Annotated in this window: 20 protein-coding genes, 1 other RNA gene and 1 pseudogene; 9 read left to right on the top strand and 13 right to left on the bottom strand. The window is 70.7% G+C overall.

Features of this window, described 5'->3' with window-relative positions; translation table 11 throughout:
• Nucleotides 1-107: 107 nt before the first annotated feature.
• The 7 genes from AB0M87_RS27115 to AB0M87_RS27085 form a co-directional block, all read right to left on the bottom strand.
• Nucleotides 108-989: an N-acetylmuramoyl-L-alanine amidase gene (locus tag AB0M87_RS27115; protein ID WP_365857369.1), complete on the bottom strand. Its 882-nt coding sequence runs from the start codon at nt 987-989 to the stop codon at nt 108-110.
• A 98-nt stretch (nt 990-1,087) separates the two neighbouring features.
• Nucleotides 1,088-1,729, bottom strand: coding sequence for a class I SAM-dependent methyltransferase (locus AB0M87_RS27110; protein WP_365857367.1), 642 nt, complete (start codon nt 1,727-1,729; stop codon nt 1,088-1,090).
• Between the two features lie 102 nt (nt 1,730-1,831).
• Entirely contained in the window at nt 1,832-3,640 is a 1,809-nt protein-coding gene (locus tag AB0M87_RS27105; protein ID WP_365857365.1) for an MFS transporter, read from the bottom strand.
• 150 nt (nt 3,641-3,790) lie between these two features.
• Entirely contained in the window at nt 3,791-4,396 is a 606-nt protein-coding gene (locus tag AB0M87_RS27100) for a response regulator transcription factor (RefSeq protein ID WP_365857363.1), read from the bottom strand.
• Complete coding sequence (locus AB0M87_RS27095; RefSeq protein WP_365857361.1) at nt 4,393-5,628, bottom strand: sensor histidine kinase; 1,236 nt, start codon at nt 5,626-5,628, stop codon at nt 4,393-4,395. The genes AB0M87_RS27100 and AB0M87_RS27095 overlap by 4 nt, the downstream gene beginning before the upstream one ends.
• Nucleotides 5,629-5,639: 11 nt before the next feature.
• Entirely contained in the window at nt 5,640-6,368 is a 729-nt protein-coding gene (locus AB0M87_RS27090) for an ABC transporter permease (RefSeq protein ID WP_365857360.1), read from the bottom strand.
• Nucleotides 6,368-7,261 (bottom strand): ABC transporter ATP-binding protein, encoded by an 894-nt coding sequence (locus tag AB0M87_RS27085; protein ID WP_365857579.1) that lies wholly within the window; start codon nt 7,259-7,261, stop codon nt 6,368-6,370. Before AB0M87_RS27085 ends, AB0M87_RS27090 begins: the two co-directional genes overlap by 1 nt.
• 183 nt (nt 7,262-7,444) lie before the next feature.
• Between AB0M87_RS27085 and AB0M87_RS27080 the strand changes: the two genes are divergently transcribed.
• Complete coding sequence (locus AB0M87_RS27080; protein WP_365857358.1) at nt 7,445-8,299, top strand: MaoC/PaaZ C-terminal domain-containing protein; 855 nt, start codon at nt 7,445-7,447, stop codon at nt 8,297-8,299.
• Nucleotides 8,300-8,576: 277 nt separating this feature from the next.
• Here the strand turns inward: AB0M87_RS27080 and AB0M87_RS27075 are convergent, their stop codons facing one another.
• Nucleotides 8,577-9,797, bottom strand: coding sequence for a hypothetical protein (locus AB0M87_RS27075; RefSeq protein ID WP_365857356.1), 1,221 nt, complete (start codon nt 9,795-9,797; stop codon nt 8,577-8,579).
• A gap of 244 nt (nt 9,798-10,041) precedes the next feature.
• Here AB0M87_RS27075 and AB0M87_RS27070 point away from each other — a divergent pair, with 244 nt between their 5' ends.
• From AB0M87_RS27070 to AB0M87_RS27060, 3 genes are read left to right on the top strand one after another with little or no spacing between them, the layout of a single operon-like run.
• Nucleotides 10,042-10,896: a Nif3-like dinuclear metal center hexameric protein gene (locus AB0M87_RS27070; RefSeq protein WP_365857354.1), complete on the top strand. Its 855-nt coding sequence runs from the start codon at nt 10,042-10,044 to the stop codon at nt 10,894-10,896.
• Nucleotides 10,893-11,636: a C4-type zinc ribbon domain-containing protein gene (locus tag AB0M87_RS27065; protein ID WP_365857577.1), complete on the top strand. Its 744-nt coding sequence runs from the start codon at nt 10,893-10,895 to the stop codon at nt 11,634-11,636. The genes AB0M87_RS27070 and AB0M87_RS27065 overlap by 4 nt, the downstream gene beginning before the upstream one ends.
• Complete coding sequence (locus AB0M87_RS27060) at nt 11,633-12,763, top strand: bifunctional RNase H/acid phosphatase (protein WP_365857575.1); 1,131 nt, start codon at nt 11,633-11,635, stop codon at nt 12,761-12,763. Before AB0M87_RS27065 ends, AB0M87_RS27060 begins: the two co-directional genes overlap by 4 nt.
• Nucleotides 12,764-12,805: 42 nt before the next feature.
• Here the strand turns inward: AB0M87_RS27060 and eda are convergent, their stop codons facing one another.
• Together eda and yaaA are read right to left on the bottom strand one after the other, a co-directional pair.
• Nucleotides 12,806-13,453, bottom strand: a complete 648-nt coding sequence (gene eda / locus AB0M87_RS27055; RefSeq protein WP_365857352.1) for a bifunctional 4-hydroxy-2-oxoglutarate aldolase/2-dehydro-3-deoxy-phosphogluconate aldolase — start codon at nt 13,451-13,453, stop codon at nt 12,806-12,808.
• Between the two features lie 61 nt (nt 13,454-13,514).
• Complete coding sequence (gene yaaA / locus AB0M87_RS27050) at nt 13,515-14,297, bottom strand: peroxide stress protein YaaA (RefSeq protein WP_365857350.1); 783 nt, start codon at nt 14,295-14,297, stop codon at nt 13,515-13,517.
• Between the two features lie 191 nt (nt 14,298-14,488).
• Between yaaA and AB0M87_RS27045 the strand changes: the two genes are divergently transcribed.
• Nucleotides 14,489-15,058 (top strand): Uma2 family endonuclease, encoded by a 570-nt coding sequence (locus AB0M87_RS27045; protein WP_365857573.1) that lies wholly within the window; start codon nt 14,489-14,491, stop codon nt 15,056-15,058.
• A 40-nt stretch (nt 15,059-15,098) separates the two neighbouring features.
• Nucleotides 15,099-15,515, top strand: an RNA gene (rnpB, locus tag AB0M87_RS27040) — RNase P RNA component class A.
• A gap of 117 nt (nt 15,516-15,632) precedes the next feature.
• Here rnpB and AB0M87_RS27035 read toward each other — a convergent pair.
• The 3 genes from AB0M87_RS27035 to AB0M87_RS27025 form a co-directional block, all read right to left on the bottom strand.
• Nucleotides 15,633-16,832: a S53 family peptidase gene (locus tag AB0M87_RS27035; RefSeq protein ID WP_365857348.1), complete on the bottom strand. Its 1,200-nt coding sequence runs from the start codon at nt 16,830-16,832 to the stop codon at nt 15,633-15,635.
• A 248-nt stretch (nt 16,833-17,080) separates the two neighbouring features.
• Nucleotides 17,081-17,983 carry a trypsin-like serine protease gene (locus tag AB0M87_RS27030; protein ID WP_365857346.1) on the bottom strand — a complete coding sequence of 301 codons (903 nt, stop codon included), beginning with the start codon at nt 17,981-17,983 and terminating at the stop codon, nt 17,081-17,083.
• A gap of 291 nt (nt 17,984-18,274) precedes the next feature.
• A complete protein-coding gene (locus tag AB0M87_RS27025) occupies nt 18,275-18,727 on the bottom strand; it encodes a lamin tail domain-containing protein (protein WP_365857344.1) in 453 nt (150 codons plus the stop codon).
• Nucleotides 18,728-18,887: 160 nt separating this feature from the next.
• Between AB0M87_RS27025 and AB0M87_RS27020 the strand changes: the two are divergent.
• The 3 genes and pseudogenes from AB0M87_RS27020 to AB0M87_RS27010 form a co-directional block, all read left to right on the top strand.
• Nucleotides 18,888-18,983 (top strand): annotated as a pseudogene (locus tag AB0M87_RS27020) (Uma2 family endonuclease); the annotation flags it as partial.
• Between the two features lie 174 nt (nt 18,984-19,157).
• Nucleotides 19,158-19,796 carry a DUF2243 domain-containing protein gene (locus tag AB0M87_RS27015; protein ID WP_365857342.1) on the top strand — a complete coding sequence of 213 codons (639 nt, stop codon included), beginning with the start codon at nt 19,158-19,160 and terminating at the stop codon, nt 19,794-19,796.
• Complete coding sequence (locus AB0M87_RS27010; RefSeq protein WP_365857340.1) at nt 19,796-20,629, top strand: cytochrome c oxidase assembly protein; 834 nt, start codon at nt 19,796-19,798, stop codon at nt 20,627-20,629. The genes AB0M87_RS27015 and AB0M87_RS27010 overlap by 1 nt, the downstream gene beginning before the upstream one ends.
• Nucleotides 20,630-20,648: the final 19 nt, after the last annotated feature.

Here is a 20,648-nt window from a genome sequence, read left to right as displayed (position 1 = left end):
CAGTCCTTGTCGGTCGGCTCGTCTGGGCAGCGTGGAGCTCGGGGGCGGCTCCGTCGTTGGGATGAATCTATCGCCTGTGCCGGTAGGTCATGTGCCGGGTCTCGCAACTACCCGTGGAGGAAACCGGTGATGCCGTCCGCGATACCCTGCGCGGCCTTCTGACGCCAGTTATCACTCGTGAGTTGAGCGGCGTCCTCAGGATCGCGCATATTGCCGCATTCGATGAACACTTTGGGCACGGTGGAGAGATTGAGTCCGCCGAGATCGCCCCGAGTGTCCAACCCGGTACCGCCGCCGATGTAGTTGGAAGGCGCGCTACCGGTGTCCCGTAGGAATGTCCCGGCGATACGGGTGCCCAGGTCACGGGAGGGAGCGACGATCTTCGTGGTGTCCGCGGCGCCCGACTTCACCCGCGCGGGCAGAATCACATGGAAGCCGCGATTGCCGGCCGCCGAGCCGTCCGCGTGCACCGAAATGGCCGCGTCGGCACGGGCTTCGTTCCCGATGGCGGCACGTTCCGTGACGCACGGGCCGTACGGACGGTTGTTGTCCTGGGTCAATTTGACCGTTGCGCCCTCTTTTTCGAGAAGGGCGCGCAGCCGGTGCGACACATCAAGAGTGAACCGGGCCTCTGCATAACCGGCGTTCGTCGATGTGCCGGTGGTGTCGCATTCCTTGGAGTTGGTGCCGATATTCACCTTGCGATTGATTTCGCGGGGATAGCGGTAATTCGTCGGATTGTGGCCGGGGTCGATCACCACGACCTTGCCGGCCAGGGGGCCGGTGGCCGCGGGCTTTTCGTCCTGGCCGCTGTCGTGACGGCCGGTGTCGTCGTGGCCGGTCGAGTGCGGGGGCGCCGGTGTCTGCGGAGTCCCACCCGCGTGAACACCCGGCTTCCCGCTCGCCGCCGTGTCATCGGATCCCGCCGTCGCACTGCGGACGAACCACCCGGCCAGGCAGATCGCCACCAGCGCGGCGACCGCGGTCACCAGGGTGGAGCGGCGGAAGCGGCGAGCGGACCGGGGCTGGTTGTCGTCATCGTCGTCGTACGGCACGGCGCGAGCCTATCGCCGCTGCTGCCGCCGCCTCAGATCCCCGCCCCGGTACGCCGCAGCGTCCGCAGCGAGCCGGTCACCGAGGTCTCGGTGAACGCGCCGGACGCCAGCGCCCTGCGATAGATCCGGTACGGGGCCCGGCCGCCGTCAGCGGGGTCGGGGAACACGTCGTGGATGACCAGCAGACCGCCCTCGGCCAGGTGCGGGGCCCAGCCCTCGTAGTCGCCGCCGGCGTGTTCGTCGGTGTGGCCGCCGTCGATGAAGACCAGCCCGAGGGGCCCACCCCACGCCCGCGCCACCTGCGGAGAGCGGCCCACGATGGCGATCACGTGGTCTTCGAGCCCTGCCTTGTGCAGGGTGCGGCGGAAGGTGGGGAGCGTGTCCATCAGGCCGACCTCCGGATCCACGACCTCCGGGTCGTGGTACTCCCAGCCCGGCTGCTGTTCCTCGCTGCCCCGGTGGTGGTCGACGGTGATCGCGGTCACCGCGGCTTCCCGGGCGGCGTCCGCGATGAGCAGGGTGGAGCGGCCGCAGTAGGTGCCGACCTCGAGCAGTGGGAGACCGAGCGCGGCGGCGTCGGTCGCCGCGTCGTGGAGGGCGAGACCCTCGTCCACGGGCATGAAGCCCTTGGCGGCCTGGAACGCGGCCAGTGTGTTCGGCTTGGGGGCGGCCATGAGGGTCCTTCTCGTAGGGCGGTCGGGCAGGGCAGCGGGCCGACCCATGGTAGGGGCCGGCCCGCTATGTCGTTTCCGCCGGTCCGGGCGCTGCCCGCCTGGCTACTGCGGCACGCTCGCCGTGACCGCGGCCGGCCGCAGATCCACCGTCACCAGTTCGTCCACGGTCATGTACGAGACCGGGGTGGCCAGCGGCGGCCGGCCCGTGGCCGTGACGGCCAGGATGTACGTCCCCGCCGCCCGCACGCCGAGCGCGTACGTGCCGTCGTCGGCGGCGACCGTGATGCCTGCCTGGCGGCCGCGGCGGTCGATCAGCGTGACCGTGGCGCGGGGCACGGGGAAGCCGTCCGCGTCGAGGACCTTGCCGCGGAATCCGGTGAAGCCCGCGACGGCGTTGGTGGTCGTCCCGGTGGCGTCCTGGCCGATCGGATCGCTGGTGGCGACCGGCTTGGAGAGCGCGGCCGCGGCCGCGGCCGTCCGCTTGCGCGAGGGCAGGAAGACCGCCAGCGCCAGGCCGATCACCACGGCTCCGGTGGCGATCACGAACGACGTACGGAAGCCGCTCATGGTCGGCACGGACACCGGGCCCAACGCGGTCGACGAGTGCGCCAGGACCATGCCGATCACCGCACTGGACACCGAGGTGCCGATGGAACGCATCAGGGTGTTCAGACCGTTGGCCGCGCCGGTCTCGGACGCGTCCACCGCGCCGATGATCAGCGCGGGCAGCGAGGAGTAAGCGAGGCCGATGCCGGCGCCGACGACGACCGAGATGATGATGGTCTGCCAGGGCGCGCTCATCAGGCCGAGCCCCGCGCCGTAACCGATGGCGATGATCAGCATGCCGATCATCAGGGAGACCTTGGGGCCGTACTTCGCGGCGATCCTGGCGTAGAGAGGCGCGGTGAACATCATGGTGAGACCGAGCGGAGCAACACAGAGGCCCGCCGTCACCATCGACTGGCCCAGACCGTATCCGGTCGACTTCGGCAGCTGGAGCAGTTGCGGCAGGACCAGGGAGATGGCGTAGAACGCGACACCGACCATGATCGAGGCCAGGTTGGTGAGCAGGACCTCACGGCGCACGGTGGTACGCAGGTCCACCAGCGGGGCGGCGATGCGCAGTTCCATCACACCCCACAGCAGCAGGATGGCGAGCGCACCGGCGAAGAATCCGAGCGTGCTGCCCGAACTCCAGCCCCAGTCCGATCCCTTGGTGATCGGGAGCAGCAGGCAGACCAGACCGGCCGAGAGACCGATCGCGCCGAGGTGGTCGAAGGAGCCACGGGCGCGCACCGAGGACTCCGGCACGAAGATCACCGTGAGCACCATCGAGACGACGCCGAGTCCGGCGGCCCCGAAGAACAGGATGTGCCAGTCGGCATGCTGGGCCACCAGCGCCGCGGCCGGCAGGGCGAGCCCGCCGCCCACGCCGATGGAGGAGCTCATCAGCGCCATGGCCGAGCCGAGCTTCTCGCGGGGCAGCTCGTCGCGCATGATGCCGATGCCGAGCGGGATGGCCCCCATGGCCACGCCCTGCAGCGAACGGCCGACGATCATGATCAGCAAGTTGTCGGTGACACCACAGATCAGCGAGCCGACGACCATCACGGCGAGGCTGGCGAGCAGCATCCGCCGCTTGCCGTAGAGGTCACCGAGCCGGCCCATGATGGGGGTGGCGACCGCGCCCGCGAGGAGGGTGGCCGTCACGACCCAGGTCGCGTTGGACGCTGACGTGTCGAGCAGCGCCGGCAGGTCCTTGATGACCGGGACGAGCAGGGTCTGCATGACCGCGACGACGATGCCTGCGAAGGCGAGGACGGGAACGACCCCGCCCCCGCCGCGGGTGCGCTTTTCCTCTGCGTGGATCTCTGGGGTGATCTCGGGCAGACGTGGAGCGGCCTGTGCCATGCGTGGAGCCTCCGGAGGCGTAAGTGGATGCAGTGTGAAACCGTCCGACCACGCTCGGATATTCCGATAAACGCTGCTTGAGAGCGGGTGATCTGCGTCACCGTCCGTTTGCCGCCCGGCGGTACCAGGTCACTCCTGCTGCTCCCGTCGCTACAGCCACCCCTGCCGGCGGGCGGAGCGGACCGCTTCCATCCGGTTGCGGGTCCCGGTCTTGCCGATCGCCGAGGACAGGTAGTTGCGAACCGTCGACTCCGACAGGTGCAGCTTCCCCGCTATGTCGGCGACCGTTGCGCCGTCCACGGAGGCGTTCAGCACATCGCACTCGCGTGCGGTCAGCGGGCTGGGGCCCGCGCTCAACGCGGCCGCGGCGAGCGCCGGATCGATGACCGTCTCGCCGGCCAGCACCCGGCGGATCGCCGCGGCGAGTTCCTCCACCGGGCCGTCCTTGACCAGGAAACCGGCCGCCCCCGCCTCCATCGCCCGGCGCAGATAGCCCGGCCTGCCGAAAGTGGTGAGGATCAGCACCCGGCAGCCGGGGAACGCCGTGCGCAGATCAGCGGCGGCGTCCAGCCCGCTGCGACCGGGCAGTTCGATGTCCAGCAGCGCCACGTCGGGCGACGCCTCGCGGGCCGCGTCCACGATCCTGTCACCGGTGGCCACTTGGGCGACCACTTCGATGTCCTCCTCCAGCCCGAGAAGCATGGCGAGTGCGCCGCGCATCATTCCCTGGTCTTCGGCGAGGAGGACTCGGATCATTCGCTGGGCTCCAACTCTTCTGATGTGTCCGGGACTCGGTCCGCGCACCCCGGCCGTTCGGTCACCGGCCGTTCGGTCACCGGCAGTTCGGTCACCGGCAGTTCGGCCACCAGCCGGAAGCCGCTCCGCTGACCGGGACCGGCGTCCAGCGAGCCGCCCGCCGCCGCGAGGCGCTCGGTGAGCCCCTTCAGTCCGCTGCCGGGTGGTGCTGAGCCTACGCCGCGCCCGTCGTCGTTGATCACCAGCCGGACCCGTTCGCCGGTGCCGCCGTCCACGATGATCTCGCAACGCGTCGCCCCGCTGTGCCGGATCGCGTTGGTGACCGCTTCCCTGACGACCCAGCCGAGCAGTGCGGCGCTCTCCGGTTCCAGCGGTGGCCCCGACTGCCGTACGAGGGGTTCGATGCCCGCCGCGGTCAGCGCCGAGCGGGCCCGGTCCAGTTCGTCGGCGAGACTGGCGTCGCGGTAACCGGTGACCGCCTCCCGGATCTCGGTGAGAGCCTGCCGGCCGACCGTCTCGATGTCGGCGACCTGAGCCAGCGCGGCCTCCATGTCCCGGGGAGCGATCCGGCGGGCCGCCTCCGACTTCACCACGATCACCGAGAGCGTGTGGCCGAGCAGGTCGTGCAGATCACGGGAGAAGCGCAGCCGCTCCTTCTCCACCGCTGTCCGGGCCAGTTCCTGCCGGGTGGCGCGCAGCTCCATCACGGTCTCGGAGAGCGTCATGATCGCGGCCGTCACGGCGCCCGAGATGAACGTGCCGTAGCCGAGGGTCCAGGGGTCCCAGGGGCTGTGCCCCTCGTGCCCCGAGATGTAGCCGGCCGAGGCGCCGAGAAGGACCAGCGCCACGCTGAGCCGTCTGTTGCGCAGCGTGGTGCCGACGGCCAGCGAGAGCAGCGGGAAGAACAGGAGCCAGTTCTTGCCGTATCCGATGGCGAGCGCGTAGGTGACCGTGGCCAGGATGCCGAGCAGCGCGAGAGTCGTCCGGCTCGCCCCCTTCTCCTTGAAGGCACGGAAGGTCACCGAGATGTAGAGCGAGTTGAAGGTGAGCAGTCCCAGACCACCGACCCAGGGGTTCGGAGACTCGCCATCGATCAGATTGGAGAAACTGCCGAGGCCGAGCAGCAACCACGGCAGCAGGGCGAACGCGTTCGGCGGGCCGGGCCGCCCGTGCTCCCGCTGATGCTTCAGCCGCTGCGCGCGCCGTCGCCTCAGTTCGGCCGGCTTGTTCATCGCTACTCCTGTCACACGGTCCTCGCGGACCGACGGTACGAGATCACCGCGTACGAACCGAACGCCAGCAGCCAGACCACCAGCACCGCGACGGTGGTGAGCCCCGGCGCGCTGCCCGCGGCGGTGGACCAGCCCAGATCGGCGAAGCGGTTGGTCGGCGTGTAACGGGCGACGGACCGCAGCCAGCCGGGGAAGGCGTCGACGGGGAACCACAGGCCGCCCACGATGGCGAGTCCCATCAGTGAGGCCACGTTCACCACACCGGTGGTCTGCGCGGTCAGCCGGTAACCGTTGCCGATGCCGAGCAGCGTGAAGGGCAGCGCGCCGGCCCACAACAGCAGCGTGAGCGCCGCCCACTGCCAGAGGTCCAGCCGCACGCCGTTGATCAGCGCGCCGGCCATCAGCACCGCCAGGATGCCGGGGAGCACCGTCACCGAACCGGCGATCGCCCGCCCCAGCACCACCTTCGAGGGCGCCAGCGGGGTGACCCGCAGCTGGCGCAGCCAGCCGATCGCCTTGTCCGACGCCACTCCGGTGCCGACACCCAGCGCCGCGCCCAGCGCGCCGTACGCCGCCATGCCGACCATCGAGGTGATCTTCCAGGCGTCCGAGTCGGCGTCGCCGGTGGCACCGATGTTGGTGAACAGCAGATACATCATCACCGGCATCCCGATGCCGAAGATGACGAATCCGGGGTCACGCAGCGTCCGCCGCACTTCGAGCGTGATGTATTCCAGCATCAGACAGCCGCCTTCTCGGAAAGGGATGCGTGCGAGGTGAGGGTCAGGAAGGCGTCCTCCAGGGTCGCCGGGGCGACGGCGAGGCCGCGGATCGCGTTGAGTTCCGCGAGGGCGATCACCGTGGCGTCCGAGTCGTCGGTCCGCAGCGACGCCCGGTCGCCGCGGATCTCCACCGAGCTGACACCCGGTAGCAGCGAAAGCCCCTCGGTGCTGCGGCCCGCCAGATCGAAGGAGACCAGGCTGCCGCCCCCCGAGCGCTTGATCAGCTCCGAGCTGCCGTCGGCGACGATCCGTCCCCGGTCGATGACCACGATGCGGTCCGCGTTGTCGTCGGCCTCCTCCAGATAGTGAGTGGAGAAGAGCACGGTGTTGCCGCGCCGCGCGTAGGCCCGCATCGAGTCCCAGAAAGCCCGCCTGGCCTCCACATCGAGCGCGGCCGTCGGCTCGTCCAGGACGATCAGCTCGGGGTTCCCGGCGAGCGCGACGGCGAAGCGGACCCGCTGCGCCTGGCCGCCGGACAGCTTGTCGACCCGGCGAGCACCGTGCTCGCCGAGCCCGGCCATGTCCAGCGCCTCGTCCACCGGCAGCGGGTCCGGGTAGGTACTCGCGACGAAGGCGACCAGTTCGCGCACCGTCACCCGGGGGATCGGCCGGCCCTCCTGCAGCATCGCGCCGACCAGCCCGGCCCGTACGGCCTCTTCCGGAGCGCGACCGAACAGCCGCACCCGGCCCGCGTCCGGCGCGTCGAGCCCCAGCAGCAGACTGATGGTGGTGGACTTGCCGGCCCCGTTGCGCCCCAGGAGCGCCACCGTCTCGCCACGGTTGATCTCCAGGTCGGCGCCGTCCACGGCCCGGATCGTGCCGAAGGTCTTGACCGCCCCGGCGAAGCTCACCGCGAGGCCGGTGTCTGATGTCTGCGTCATGCCCAGCACGCTACGGAGTGCGCACCCACCATGGGCAGATGCGCTTGTACGGACTCGGCCGGGACAAATGTCACGGGGCGTACGGTGTACCCCTGCCATCCCGCCCGGACGGTCGCGCCGAGCCCCGTTCACCGCCGAGGAGCACGCCACCTCATGCCCATGGACGCCGCCCGGGCCGTCGCCGCGGAGCCCCGTTCCCGCGAGATCACCTGGGACCACAAGGACATCCAGCTCTACCACCTCGGCATCGGCGCCGGCCTGGCCGCCACCGACCCCGACGAACTGCGCTACACCCTCGAATCCCGGCTGCAGGTCCTGCCGAGCTTCGCGACCGTCGCCGGTGGCGAAATGGCCCTGACCACCGGCCTCTCCGCCCCCGGCATCGAGGTCGACCTGGCCAAGGTGCTGCACGGGGGCCAGACCCTCACCCTGCACCGGCCCCTTCCCGTCAGGGGATCGGCGGTCTCCACCTCCCGGGTCCTGGCCGTGTACGACAAGGGCAGTGCGGCGGTCATCGTGCAGCGCTCCGAGGTGGCCGACCACTCGGGCCCGCTGTGGACCAGCGACTCCCAGATCTTCGTACGCGGCGCAGGCGGCTTCGGGGGTGAGCGCGGCCCGTCGGTGCGCTCCGCCCTCCCCGACCGCGAGCCCGACCGCACCGAACTGCGCCCGGTCCGCCCCGACCAGGCGCTGCTCTACCGCCTCTCCGGCGACTGGAACCCGCTGCACGCCGACCCGGATTTCGCCGAGCGCGCCGGTTTCGACCGGCCGATCCTGCACGGGCTCTGCTCGTACGGCATCACCCTCAAGGCCGTCGTCGACACGTTCCTTCGCGGCGACGTCGCCCGGGTCGACTCGTACCGCACCCGCTTCGCCGGCGTGGTCTTTCCCGGCGAGACGCTCCGGCTGCGGATGTGGCAATCGCCCGGCCGGGTCGAGGTGGCGGTCTCGGCCGTCGAGCGGGACGACGCGCCGGTCCTCGCCGACACCGTCGTCGAACACCACTGAGCCGGCGAGGGCCGGTGTCCGTAAACCCGGCGAGGGCCGGTTCCCGTAACAGGAACCGACCCTCGCCCGGTCGTACGTGCAGCAGTGTCGGTCAGGCCGCGTTCGAGTGCTGCTCCGCCGAGCGGCGATGGCGGCCGTTGGTCTCCGTCGCCGATGCCTCGGTGGGAGCCGCACCCCCTCGATGCTTTCCGGAGCCTCCGGCTGCGCCCCGGTCGGCGGCCGCAGGCTGCGGACGCGTCTGGGCCGTGTCGGTGCGGGCTTCAGACATGATGGGAAATCACCCCGTGTGATCGCTGTTTATATGCGCAGGCCCGAAATTCCGGCCGGCTGTCGGACCGCTCCGCAGAGGAGCTTGCTGCAACGGTACGGGCCTGCACACCACAGGAGTCTCCGGGGGGCCGAATGGTTCCTGACCTGCGCAATCCGCTTGTGCAGGTTCCGTGATCGGATGAGTCGGACCATCGGCGGCGTGGTCATGCGCCGGGTAGAACGGGGTGTCGACCGGAGCGCCCGCGAACGGCTCGATATCGACCACTCCACAGGGCACCGTGCCGGTCGCGTACGGCAGCCGGAGTACCCCGTCCCTGCTCCACAATCCGGCGCCTGACAGCCACCCCGCGGGCCCGGCCAGCTGAAGCAACCGGCGCCCGGCCGGCCGCCACACGCCCAGCCAGCTCGCCGACCCGCCGTCGATCCGCAGCGCGACGCCGCAACTCTCCGGCATCAGCACCTGCCCCGGCTGCACCGCGAACGGCGAGAGCGTCGCGTCGTCCAGATGCAGGCACTCCGGGAAACGCACCGGCCGCCGGCTCCCCAGCACCCCCCAGCCCAGCAGCTCGCAACCCGGTGCGTCGGACCGCACCAACAGCAGGCCGCTGTCGGGGTCTGCCAGCAGCAGCCGGTCGTCGCTGGCCTCGGTGATCTGCAGCAGCGGTGTCACCTCCCCGCCGCGTTCCAGATCGACCGCCACCGCCTTGGTGACCCCGTCGATCTCCCGGTCCAGCGCGAGCATCCGGCCGGCCCGGTCCAGCCACACCCCGCCGGTGCACCGCCCCGGCACATCGGTGACGTACTCGGGTCCGAAGGCGCCGCCCGCGACCAGCCACACCGTGGTCGTGTGCTCACCCGGCTGCAGGGCGTAGGCACAGGCCCCGCCGGGCGCGGGCGGGAGCAGGGTCAGCTGCTCGCATTCGACGGTGCCCAGCGGCAGTTCACCGGTGCCGGGGCCGGTCGGGTACAGCAGCGAGAAGGTGTGCCGCCCCTCCGTGAGCCGCCGGATCAGCACCCGCCCGTCGGCGAGCGGCAGTACGTCGGAGTCCGGCTCCTCGGACTGAATGCCCGGCAGACGCACCGCGTACGGCTCGGGGCCGTCCAGCGTCCAGCGCTCGGGGAACCACCCGCCCGTTTCGTGGCGGGCCAGCCGGGCGGCGTAGGACCCGTCATGGGCGATGGTGAAATCCATCTGCCGGGCAGCACCGCTCTCTACAGCGGTTTTCATAGCCGGGGCGGTCATGATGCGGTCACCTCCGGACACCGAAGCTAGTTTTCGTACGCCCTGCCGACCCGACCGCGACGCGCCACTTCACACATACGGGTGGCCGTCGGCGAATTCCCCTGCGCACCGGCCGCCGGGTGTGCTCGCCGCCCGGAGTCAGCAGGGGTGCCGCCGCCGTTCCCCCGCTGCCCGCGCCGTCCCGGGACCGACCGGCAGCCGGAGCACCCGGCGCGGGTAACCTGTAACCGTGCCCCGTCTGTCTGAAGTCCTCTCCGCGCTCGACGCCCTCTGGCCCCCCGAGCGGGCCGAATCCTGGGACGCCGTCGGCACCGTCTGCGGCGATCCGGAAGCGGAGATCACCCGGGTCCTCTTCGCCGTGGACCCCGTTCAGGACATCGTCGACGAGGCGGTGAAGCTGGGCGCCCAGCTGATCGTCACCCACCACCCTCTCTATCTGCGCGGTACGACGACGGTCGCGGCCTCCACCTTCAAGGGCCGGGTCGTGCACACCCTGATCAAGCAGGACATCGCGCTGCACGTCGCCCACACCAACGCGGACACCGCCGACCCGGGCGTCTCCGACGCACTCGCCGGTGCGCTGGACCTGCGGGTGCTGCGACCGCTGGTGCCCGATCCGGACGACCCGCACGGCTGCCGGGGCCTCGGCCGGGTGTGCGAGCTCGACCATCCCGTGACTCTGCGCGAATTCGCCGCCCGCGCCGCGGCGCGGCTGCCCGCCACCGCGCAGGGCATCCGGATCGCCGGCGACCCCGACGCCCAGGTCCGCACCGTGGTGGTCAGCGGCGGATCGGGCGACAGCCTCTTCGACGAGGTGCGTGCAGCGGGCGTCGACGCCTTCCTCACCGCCGACCTGCGCCACCACCCGGCGTCCGAGGCGGTGCAGCACTCGGCCCTCGGCCTGGTCGACGCGGCGCACTGGGCCACCGAGTGGCCCTGGTGCACCCAGGCGGCCGCCCAGCTCGACGAAATTTCCGACCGGAACGGATGGGGTCTGCGCACCCACGTTTCCCGTACGGTCACAGATCCCTGGACCGCCCACGCCGCGGCCACCGACACCGATACTTCTGGAGCCCCCAACTGAACGCCGCGCACGCCGACCAGATCCGACTTCTCGACGTCCAGTCCCTCGACGTACGGCTGTCACAGCTCGCGCACAAGCGCAAGTCGCTTCCCGAGCACGCTGAGATCGACTCGCTGACCAAGGACCTCACCCAGCTGCGGGACCTGCTCGTCGCCGTGCAGACCGAGGAGAGCGACACCGCCCGCGAGCAGGTCAAGGCGGAGCAGGACGTCGACCAGGTCCGCCAGCGCTCGCAGCGCGACCAGCAGCGGCTCGACTCCGGGGCGGTCAGCTCGCCCAAGGACCTGGAGAACCTGCAGCGCGAGATCGCCTCGCTGGCCAAGCGCCAGGGCGACCTGGAGGACGTGGTCCTCGAAGTCATGGAGCGGCGCGAGTCCGCGCAGGAGCGGGCCGCCGAACTCACTGAGCGGGTCGCCTCGGTGGAGGGCAAGGTCGAGGACGCCACCGCCCGCCGTGACACGGCCACGGGCGAGATCGACCGGGAGGCCGCCACGCTCACCAAGGAGCGCGAGGTCGTCGCCGGTTCCGTCCCCGCCGACCTGCTGAAGCTGTACGAGAAGCTGCGGGTGCAGCAGGGCGGCGTCGGCGCCGCCCGGCTGTACCAGCGGCGCTGCGAAGGCTGCCGCCTGGAGCTCAACATCACCGAGGTCAACGAGGTCAAGGCGGCGTCCCCGGACACGGTTCTGCGGTGCGAGAACTGCCGCCGCATCCTGGTGCGTACGGCCGACTCGGGCATCTGATGCGGACGTTCGTCGTCGAGGCGGACGGCGGCTCCCGGGGCAACCCGGGGCCCGCCGGGTACGGCGCTGTGGTCCTCGACCCGGACACCGGCGAAACGCTGGCCGAGGCCGCGGAGTACCTCGGCGTCACCACCAACAACGTGGCCGAGTACCGGGGCCTGATCGCCGGGTTGCGGGCCGCCCTTGCGCTGGACCCGACGGCCCGGATCCGGGTCAGGATGGACTCCAAACTCGTCGTCGAGCAGATGTCCGGACGCTGGCAGATCAAGCACCCCGCCATGAAGCCGCTGGCGGCGGAGGCGGCGGCGCTGGTGCCGGCGGACCGGGTGGATTACGAGTGGATCCCGCGCGCCCGGAACAAGCACGCGGACCGGCTGGCCAACGAGGCGATGGACGCGGGCAGCCGGGGCAAGCAGTGGGAGCCCTCCGTATCCACGGCGGACCTGGCCGCTCCGGCCGGCACCCCGGCCGCGCCCACCGTGGGCTGGGCGGCCCCGGCGGACCTCGGCACCCCTGCGACGTTCGTCCTGCTGCGACACGGTGAGACCGCACTCACCCCGGAGAAACGCTTCTCCGGCAGTGGCGGCACGGACCCCGAGCTGTCGGCCACCGGCCGCGCCCAGGCGGAAGGGGCCGCCGCCGCTTTCGCCGAAGGCGGCTCCATCCAGGCGGTCGTCTCGTCACCGCTGCGCCGCTGCCGCGAGACGGCGGACGCGGTGGCCGGCCGCCTGGGGCTCGACGTCACCATCGAGAAGGGCCTGCGGGAAACGGATTTCGGCGCCTGGGAGGGGCTGACGTTCGGCGAAGTGCGCGAGCGGTACGTCGACGACCTCAATGCCTGGCTCGCCTCACCGAAGGCCGCCCCGACCGGCGGCGAGAGCTTCACCGCGGTCGCCCGCAGGGTCGCAGCCACCCGCGATCGGCTGCTCGCCCGCTACGCGGGCCGCACGGTCCTGCTCGTCACCCACGTCACCCCGATCAAGACCCTGGTCCGCCTCGCACTGGGCGCGCCACCCGAGTCGCTGTTCCGGATGGAGCTGTCGGCCGCGTCCGTCTCGGAGGTGGCGTACTACGCGGACGGCAACGCGTCGGTACGGCTGCTGAACGACACGTCGCATCTGCGGTGAGGCCGCGGCCCGTCACCGGCCGCCCCTCATGCGTCGGCCGGTTCAGGCGCGGCCGGCGCTCGCGGACGGCGCTCCGGCCCGAAGGCCCGCCGCACCTCGCGCGAGTTCCTCCACCCGCTGCCAGTCACGTGCGGCAACCGCGTCGGCGGGCACCATCCACGTACCCCCGACACATCCCACGTTCGGCAGCGCCAGATACGACGGCGCCGAACTGAGCGAAATCCCGCCGGTGGGGCAGAACCGGACCTGCGGCAGCGGCCCGTTCACGGACTTGAGGTAGGCCGTGCCACCCGCGGCCTCCGCGGGGAAGAACTTCATCTCGGTGATCCCGCGCTCGAGCAGCGTCACAACCTCCGACGTCGTCGAGACGCCCGGCAGGAACGGCACCCCGGAATCCCGCATCGATCCGAGCAGCCGCTCCGACCACCCGGGGCTGACCAGGAAACGCGCACCCGCGGCGACCGAACCGGTGACCGTCCCGGGGGACAGCACGGTGCCCGCGCCCACCACCGCGTCCGGCACCTCCGCGGCGATCGCCCGGATCGCGTCCAGCGCCGCGGGGGTCCGCAACGTCACCTCGATCGCGGGCAGCCCGCCCGCAACCAGCGCCCGCGCCAGCGGTACGGCGTCGACGGCATCGTCGATCACCACGACAGGGACAACGGGGGCAAGGTCGAGCACGGAAGTCATACCGGCATCCTGCCCCGCCGCGCCCGCCCTGCGCAACGCGCGTTGCACACTATGCAACGACTCAGTGGATCTCCGTCACCAGTACATCCAGCTCCCACGCCCTACCGCCCTTGTCGGGGGCCGACGCCTCGACCTCGTAGCCCAGCTCCCGCAAGGTGGTGACCAGCTCGGCCGGCCCGGCCGGCGCCGCGCCCGCCAGCAGCAGATCGCGGACCATCCGCCCCTTGGTCGCCTTGTTGAAGTGGCTGACCACCTTCCGGGTCGGCGCGTGCAGCACCCGCACGGAAGCCGTACGCTCCGCGACCTCGCCCTTCGGCTTCCAGGCCGCCGCGTAGGCGCCGGACCGCAGATCCAGCACCAGCCCGTTGCCCGCCACCTCCGGCATGACGTCGGCCATCGGCCCGCGCCAGTACGCACCGAGCGCCCCGGTCCCCGGCAGCTTCACGCCCATCGAGCAGCGGTAGGAGGGGATACGGTCACCGATCCGCACCGCGCCCCACAACCCCGAGAAGACCAGCAGCCACTTGGCGGCACGGCGCTTGGCGGCCGGGTCCAGCGAAGCGAGACCCAGCGCGTCGTACAGCACCCCGGTGTAGACCTGCCCGGCAGGCCGCGCACCCGCCGTCCGGAGCCCGGCGTTCTTGGCGACCTCGCCACGTAGCCCCTCGCTCAGCCCGAGTACCGTCCGGGCCTTCTCCTCGTCCGCCGCGCACAACTCGACCAGCTCGTCCAGCACCGTGGCGCGCGCGGCGGCCAGCCCGGGCAGAGCAAGCGACTCGGGCTTGAGCGGGGCCCCGGAGCCGCTCGCGGCCTTCCCCTCGGACGGCGGCAAGAGCACGAGCACGGCGGTTCTCCTTCGTACGTACAGCAGCTGCGGCAATCGCAAGGGTAAAGGCGCGGCTCGTCCCGGCGTAGTTCCGTCCACCTCTTGCCCGATGTGCCACGATCGAGGGAAGAACCCCCAAGTCACGGACGGTGAATCCGCTGATGTCCCAGTCTGGCGAGCGACCGAGGAAGGGGCGTGACATGACTGCCATGCCGCATGAACCGCTCACGCAGGCGGAGGTCCTGCTGGATGGCTTCCTGGCGCTGGAAACGCCGGAGGGCTTTCGGGCCGAGCTGATCGAGGGGGAGATCGTCGTGACGCCGCCGCCGGACGGGGATCATGAGGACTACATCGGGTTGGTCCTGGAGCAGGTCATCCGACGTTCCAGGACGCCTATGCAATTCGCCGGAAACAAAGGCCTCAAGCTGAGCAGCGGTGGTGGCTGCCCGAAGAACCACACCATCCCCGACGGCACCTTCGCCCCCACGCAACTGCGCCTGTACCGGGGCGCCGAACCCTGGATGCCGTGCGAGGGCGTGGCGCTGGTGGTCGAGGTCACCGTGAGCAAGCCACAGGCGGACCGAGAGGGCAAACGCCGCTGCTACGCCCGCGGCGGCATCCCGCTCTACCTCCTCGTCGACCGTGAGGCATCGTCGGTGACGCTTTTCAGCGATCCCGAGAACGACGACTACCGCCAGCACTGCACGATCCCGTTGGGCAAAACCGTGACGCTGCCCGAGCCCTTCGCCTTCGACCTGGAGACCGCGGACTTCGTCTGAGCCTCCCCGTCGGGCCGGGTACCATGGTCAACACGGCAGACGAGCCGGGCGGACGGCCGCGTGGAGATCCTCCGGATCTTCCCGAGGAACGTCCGGGCTCCACAGGGCAAGGTGGTGGCTAACGGCCACCCGGGGTGACCCGCGGGACAGTGCCACAGAAAACAGACCGCCGGGGCTGTGCTCTCGAAAGAGGGCGGCTCCGGTAAGGGTGAAACGGTGGTGTAAGAGACCACCAGCGCCTGAGGTGACTCAGGCGGCTAGGTAAACCCCACCTGGAGCAAGGTCAAGAGAGGCCGTCGCAAGACGGCTTTGCGCGAACGTTCGAGGGCGGCCCGCCCGAGTTCGCGGGTAGACCGCAGGAGGCCGGCAGCAATGCCGGTCCTAGATGGATGGCCGTCTCCCCGGCCGCCGCGAGGCGACCGGGCGACAGAACCCGGCGTACAGCCCGACTCGTCTGCCCGTTAGATCTTTCTCCGACCTGCAAAGTTATCCGCCAGAAACGGGCCGGAGGGCGGGTGGCGATGCCCTCCGGCCCGGCGCCGGTATCCGGGGACCGGCCGGGTGTGGGGTCAGGTCAGAAGGCGCCGATGCCGTTGGGGCTGCCGAGGCCGGTGGGGCCGTCCCAGCCGGTGCGGGCGTTGCACCACTGGGAGGTCGGGCAGGTGCCGTTGCTCCCGGAGGTGACGTCCCACAGCGCGGAGGAGTGGGTGTACGGGTAGTTGTTGTCGATCGTGGCGGTGTTGCCGGCGAGCGCGTACACCGAGGCGATGATGGGGGAGGAGACGCTGGTGCCGCCGAAGACCATCCAGCCGGAGTAGCCCTGGTACGCGGTGCTGTCGTAGACGGCCACACCGGTGGACGGGTCGGCGACGGCGGACACGTCGGACTCGGCCCGCTTGGCGCAGCCGGTGTCGAAGGAGGCGGCCGCGCTGAGTGCCGCGTTGTACGTCGAGCAGCCGCTGCCTGCGCCGCTCCACGCGGTCTCGCCCCAGCCCCGGGTGTTCGAGGCGGTGTTGAGCGTGGTGCCGCCGACGGCGGTCACATAGTGCGAAGAAGCGGGGTAGCTCGCGCCGTACCCGTTGTCACCCGAGCTGGCCGTGACGGCGATGCCGGGGTGGTTGTAGTACGACCCGTAGGTGGCGTCCGAGGCGTCGGAACCGCCGTAGCTGTTGCTGATCGCCACCACGCCGGGGGTCGCGGCGGCCTGGTTCACCGCTGCGCCCAGGTTGGCGAAGCTGGAGGATTTGGCCTCGACCAGCAGGATGTGGCAGTTCGGGCAGATGGCCGACGCCATGTCGAGGTCCAGCGAGATCTCCTGGGCCCAGCCGCCGTCCTTGCGCGGGTACCTGGTGCCACCGCGCTGGTCGGTCTTCTTGAAGCAGCCGTTGGCCGCGGTGCAGGCGGGCAACCCGAACTGGCTGCGGTACACGGCCAGATCGGCTTCGGCGGTCGGGTCGTCGTAGGCGTCGACGATGGCCACCGTACGTCCCGAACCCGCGGTCGCGGAGGGCAGTTTGTAGGCGGACTGGAGGCTGGAGGGCCCGTAGCCGGAGGGCGTGGCCTGCGGCGAAACCGACCTCGTGGAGGTGATGTCGGTGCGGACGATCGCCTTGCAGGAGGCGTGGCCGGCCTGGGGGGCGGCGCAGGAGTGTGCGGTCTTCGCCCGGGCGGGCTGGGCCGCGGCGTGCGAGGCTTCAGCGGTGCCGAGCGCCGCGAGCGGGATCGCCGCCAACGTCGCCACACCTATGCTGAACAGCCGTGCGCGCATTCGCATATGACTCTCCTCTGATAGTGGTCGAGCGGGTTCTCGACCTCGGCAGGCGATCCGTTCCGGTAGGAGCGGACGTCGCTTCCGCCGCAGCCAGGTACTCCTGTGAGACCTCGGTGTCACGGCACAGGAGGAATGCCGTGTCCGCCGCGCGCCGAGTGCCGTGTATCAGGCACCGGGCGCGGATCGGCCGAGGTGTTGGGGTGCGGTATGGATGGGCCCGGTGTGGTCGCGCCCGGTATGGGTGAGCCGGGCTAGGGAAGGCTGACGAACCCGGCGAGGAACGTCCGGGCAGCCGGAGAGTCGAGCCGGTAGGCGACGTTGGTCGCGTAGCAGGCGGAGTCCCCTGTAATGGTCGTCGCGACGAGCACCGAGCTGCCGTCCAACGTGGCGAAGTTCGGACCGCCCGAGTCGCCGTAACAGGCACCGCCGTTGCCCTGCGGCGCCGTCATCGCCAGGCGGACCCAGGACGGGTTGAGCGCGTTGAAGGTGACCGGTGCCTTCATCCGGACGCCGCCGCCCGGATGCGTCTGACCGCCCGGTCCGCGGGTGGCCTCCTGGGTGCCGTAGCCGGCCACCAAAAACGGGGTGGCGTTCAGCCGCTGGGGCCCGAGAGCGCCGAGTTCCCCTGCCCGGGGCAGGGTTGCGGGGGTGAACGCCCACCGCGCGGCAATCGCTTCGGCAGGCAACTGGATCACGGCGATGTCGTGCGGGTCGGAGGACGGGCCGGGGTAGGCCGGGTCCGTGTGTGCGGTCCCTTCGACCCCCACCGCCGCCGCGACGGCCGACGGGTTCCCCGGGTGTGCGCCGGCCGCCGCGTCGAGACCGGACTGCACGTCCTGGTCCAGAGACACGTAGAAGCGCACCCCGGCGGGCCAGTCGGTGGTGCAGTGTCCGGCCGTGACGAAGGTGTCGCTGTCGACCATGGTCCCCGAACACACCCAGTCCACCGTGTCGGGAGTCGAAGGGTCCGCGTCGTCGTCCCACTGAGCCAGCAGCGCGCCGACCTCGGTCCGCTCCGGCGCGGGGGTCGCGTTGTACGAGTTGATCGCTGAGGCGGGAAGCGCTGCGGCAATGATCATCCCCGTGCTCACGGCGAGGGCGACAATGCCGCCGCCCAGACGTTTCGACGCGGTTCCTGCGTTCCAGAACGACATCTTGAGCTCCCTCACGGCAGCCGCCGGCTCCCAGCGGCATCACGGACCACGCGTACCGAACCCCGTCCGGACAGCAACGGGCAACGACCGTCCGCTCAGCTGGAATGGAAACCCGCTGTCCGGACGCGTGCAGTGTGAGGCTTTGGCGTGTACAGCGCAAGGGGTCCGTCAAATGCGACTATGCGCCACATATGCCCCGCAGCAACGGAGTTCGGGACGAGCGGCGCGCCGCTGTCTGTTGACGGATGCCGCCGCATCGTCCCGTGCCTGCCATACTCCGCGCTCCGCTGGTCAGCAGTTCTTGTAGGCGACCCGGGTCGAGTTGTACGAGCAGGTGTCGACCGTGCTTCCCGACGACTTCCGCAGGGTGGCCTTGTCGTGGTCGTTGTTCCAGACGTAGGCGCGCCGGTTCTGGTACCGGTTGGCGCTGGTGTTGGTGCCTCTGCCGGTGTGGACGGTGACGGTCCTGCCCTTCCCGAGGGTGTAGGTGCCGAAGGTGTACTTGTGCCGCGACGCGTCGGTCAGGGTCCAGCCCTTGAGGCTGACCGACTTCGACGTCGTGTTCTTGATCTGGACCCACTCGGCGTTGAGACTGCTGTTGGAACGCAGGTCGGAGCCGGGGCTGTTGTAGTAGATCTTGGTCAGGTGGACGGAGCCGGAAGCGGCCTGCGCCTGCGCGGGCAGCAGGAGGACGCCGGCCGCGACCGGTATGACGGTGGCAGCGAGCGTGCGGGTGTAGCGCATGAAGACCCCCCAAGGGTTTTAAGCCGGGCACCCCCCAATTCGGGCCCGGCAGGCGCTCAGATTAAGCCATGCCGGGTCGCCATGCGCCGGAACGCAGCGGTTGGTGCGGTGAACGCCTCGTGGGTCGCTCTCCACCCGCGGACGCTCGGGTCCGGCTGCCCCGCTGACCCCTCGCCGGTCGTACGTCGGGGTGGGTGGCGCGGACACGATCGATGTCATGCTCACCCGTCCGGAGCACGTGTTGCTCGTCGCGGAGCCCGCCACCCACCGGCCGCCTGCGCGCCCGGCCCGGCGCTGACCGCTTTTCCACGCCGGCGCCGCCGTTCTGAGCCAAAACCGTCCGCCGGTGTGACCTTCGGGACGCGGGCGGGAACACCTGCTGTTCCGGGGTCCACCGACCCGAAACGCGCACGGCGGACGGAGACACACGATGGCGGCCACTACTGGCGGTGAGGCCCGGGCGGGCGCGGCGCCCAGGAGTATCCAGTTGCCGGGGATCGTGCTGGGGGTGGGGCTGGGCGGGTTCGTCGACGGCATCCTGCTGCACCAGCTCCTGCAGTGGCATCACATGCTCACCAGCACGAACCATGACCACATCGGGGTGAAGTACTACAACCCCCACACCGTCTCGGGCCTGGAGATGAACACGGTGTGGGACGGCATCTTCCACACCGTGTGCTGGATCTCCGTGCTGCTGGGACTGGCCATCCTGTACTCCCGTGTCACCCACTACCGGCGCCAGGTGTGGACCTCCCGGGTGCTGTGGGGCTGGATTCTGGCCGGCTGGGGTCTCTTCAACCTCGTCGAAGGACTCCTGGACCACCAGATCCTGGGTATCCACCACGTTCATGGCGGGCCGTACCAGGCGTGGTGGGACGCCGGGTTCCTGGTCCTGGGCGGGTTGCTGCTCATCGGCGGATACCTTCTGCAACGCAGCGGCCGGCCCTTCGACCCCGGCGCCATGGCACCTCGTGCGGCACCCGAAACGCCGTCACCCCACACGCCGGCACCCGACACACCGTCACCCGACGCCCCGGCCGCCGGCGGCCCTGAGACCCGGAGTGCCTGATGGGCCATCACCTGCCTGCCCGGGGCCAGGATACTTCCACCGGACTGCCGGCCGTGGTTCTGCTCGCGCTCGCACTGCTGCTCGTCGCCGGCGCCTACCTGCTGCTGACCCACCTGGCCCGCCGCCACAATCCCGCTCGGGGCTGGGGGCGAGGGCGGACGGCCGGCTTCCTGACCGGGATCGGGCTGCTGGCGATCGCGTTGCTCCCGCCCGTCGCCCCGTTCGCCCATGACGACTTCCGCGGCCACATGGCCCAGCACATGCTCGTCGGTATGTACGCCCCGCTGGCCCTTGTCCTCGGCGCCCCGGTCACCCTCCTGTTGCGTACCCTGCCGGCCACCCGGGGCCGTCAGCTGGCCACGGTGCTGCACAGCCGCCCGGCCCAGGTGCTCACTCACCCGGCCGTGGCGCTGCTGCTGTCCACCGGCAGCCTGGCGGTGTTGTACTTCACCCCTCTGTACAACGGGACCATGCACCACCCGGCAGCGCACTGGCTGCTGGACGCGCACTTCCTGTTGTCCGGTTGCCTGTTCGCCTACGTCATCGCCGGCCCCGACCCGGCACCCGCACGGCCGGGCGTACGGACTCGGCTGGTCTACCTGGGCGTGGCCATCGCGGCCCACGCGGTGATCTCACAGATGGTCTACGGCGGCTTCTGGACCGACATCCACGCTCCCATCGACCAGGTCCGGGGCAGCGCCGAGATCATGTACTACGGGGGCGACATCGCCGAACTCCTCCTCGCCGTGGCTCTCGTCGCCACCTGGCGTCCGGACCGACACCAGCACCCGGCCACGGGACGGCCGACCGCGCGCCGCGCCGCACCCGTGTAGCGAAGGGCGCTGGGGCGGC

This window comes from Streptomyces sp. NPDC051320, from assembly GCF_040682175.1.
Lineage (GTDB): Bacteria > Actinomycetota > Actinomycetes > Streptomycetales > Streptomycetaceae > Streptomyces.
This window is presented reverse-complemented; position numbering and strand designations above follow the sequence as displayed.

Coding starts and splice junctions, on each gene's coding strand:
- AB0M87_RS27110 (WP_365857367.1), bottom strand. CDS start 1,729: ATGGCCGCCCCCAAGCCGAACACACTGGCCGCGTTCCAGGCCGCCAAG.
- AB0M87_RS27105 (WP_365857365.1), bottom strand. CDS start 3,640: ATGGCACAGGCCGCTCCACGTCTGCCCGAGATCACCCCAGAGATCCAC.
- AB0M87_RS27100 (WP_365857363.1), bottom strand. CDS start 4,396: ATGATCCGAGTCCTCCTCGCCGAAGACCAGGGAATGATGCGCGGCGCA.
- AB0M87_RS27095 (WP_365857361.1), bottom strand. CDS start 5,628: ATGAACAAGCCGGCCGAACTGAGGCGACGGCGCGCGCAGCGGCTGAAG.
- AB0M87_RS27090 (WP_365857360.1), bottom strand. CDS start 6,368: ATGCTGGAATACATCACGCTCGAAGTGCGGCGGACGCTGCGTGACCCC.
- AB0M87_RS27080 (WP_365857358.1), top strand. CDS start 7,445: ATGCCCATGGACGCCGCCCGGGCCGTCGCCGCGGAGCCCCGTTCCCGC.
- AB0M87_RS27075 (WP_365857356.1), bottom strand. CDS start 9,797: ATGAAAACCGCTGTAGAGAGCGGTGCTGCCCGGCAGATGGATTTCACC.
- eda (WP_365857352.1), bottom strand. CDS start 13,453: ATGACTTCCGTGCTCGACCTTGCCCCCGTTGTCCCTGTCGTGGTGATC.
- AB0M87_RS27045 (WP_365857573.1), top strand. CDS start 14,489: ATGCCGCATGAACCGCTCACGCAGGCGGAGGTCCTGCTGGATGGCTTC.
- AB0M87_RS27035 (WP_365857348.1), bottom strand. CDS start 16,832: ATGCGAATGCGCGCACGGCTGTTCAGCATAGGTGTGGCGACGTTGGCG.
- AB0M87_RS27030 (WP_365857346.1), bottom strand. CDS start 17,983: ATGTCGTTCTGGAACGCAGGAACCGCGTCGAAACGTCTGGGCGGCGGC.
- AB0M87_RS27025 (WP_365857344.1), bottom strand. CDS start 18,727: ATGCGCTACACCCGCACGCTCGCTGCCACCGTCATACCGGTCGCGGCC.
- AB0M87_RS27015 (WP_365857342.1), top strand. CDS start 19,158: ATGGCGGCCACTACTGGCGGTGAGGCCCGGGCGGGCGCGGCGCCCAGG.
- AB0M87_RS27010 (WP_365857340.1), top strand. CDS start 19,796: ATGGGCCATCACCTGCCTGCCCGGGGCCAGGATACTTCCACCGGACTG.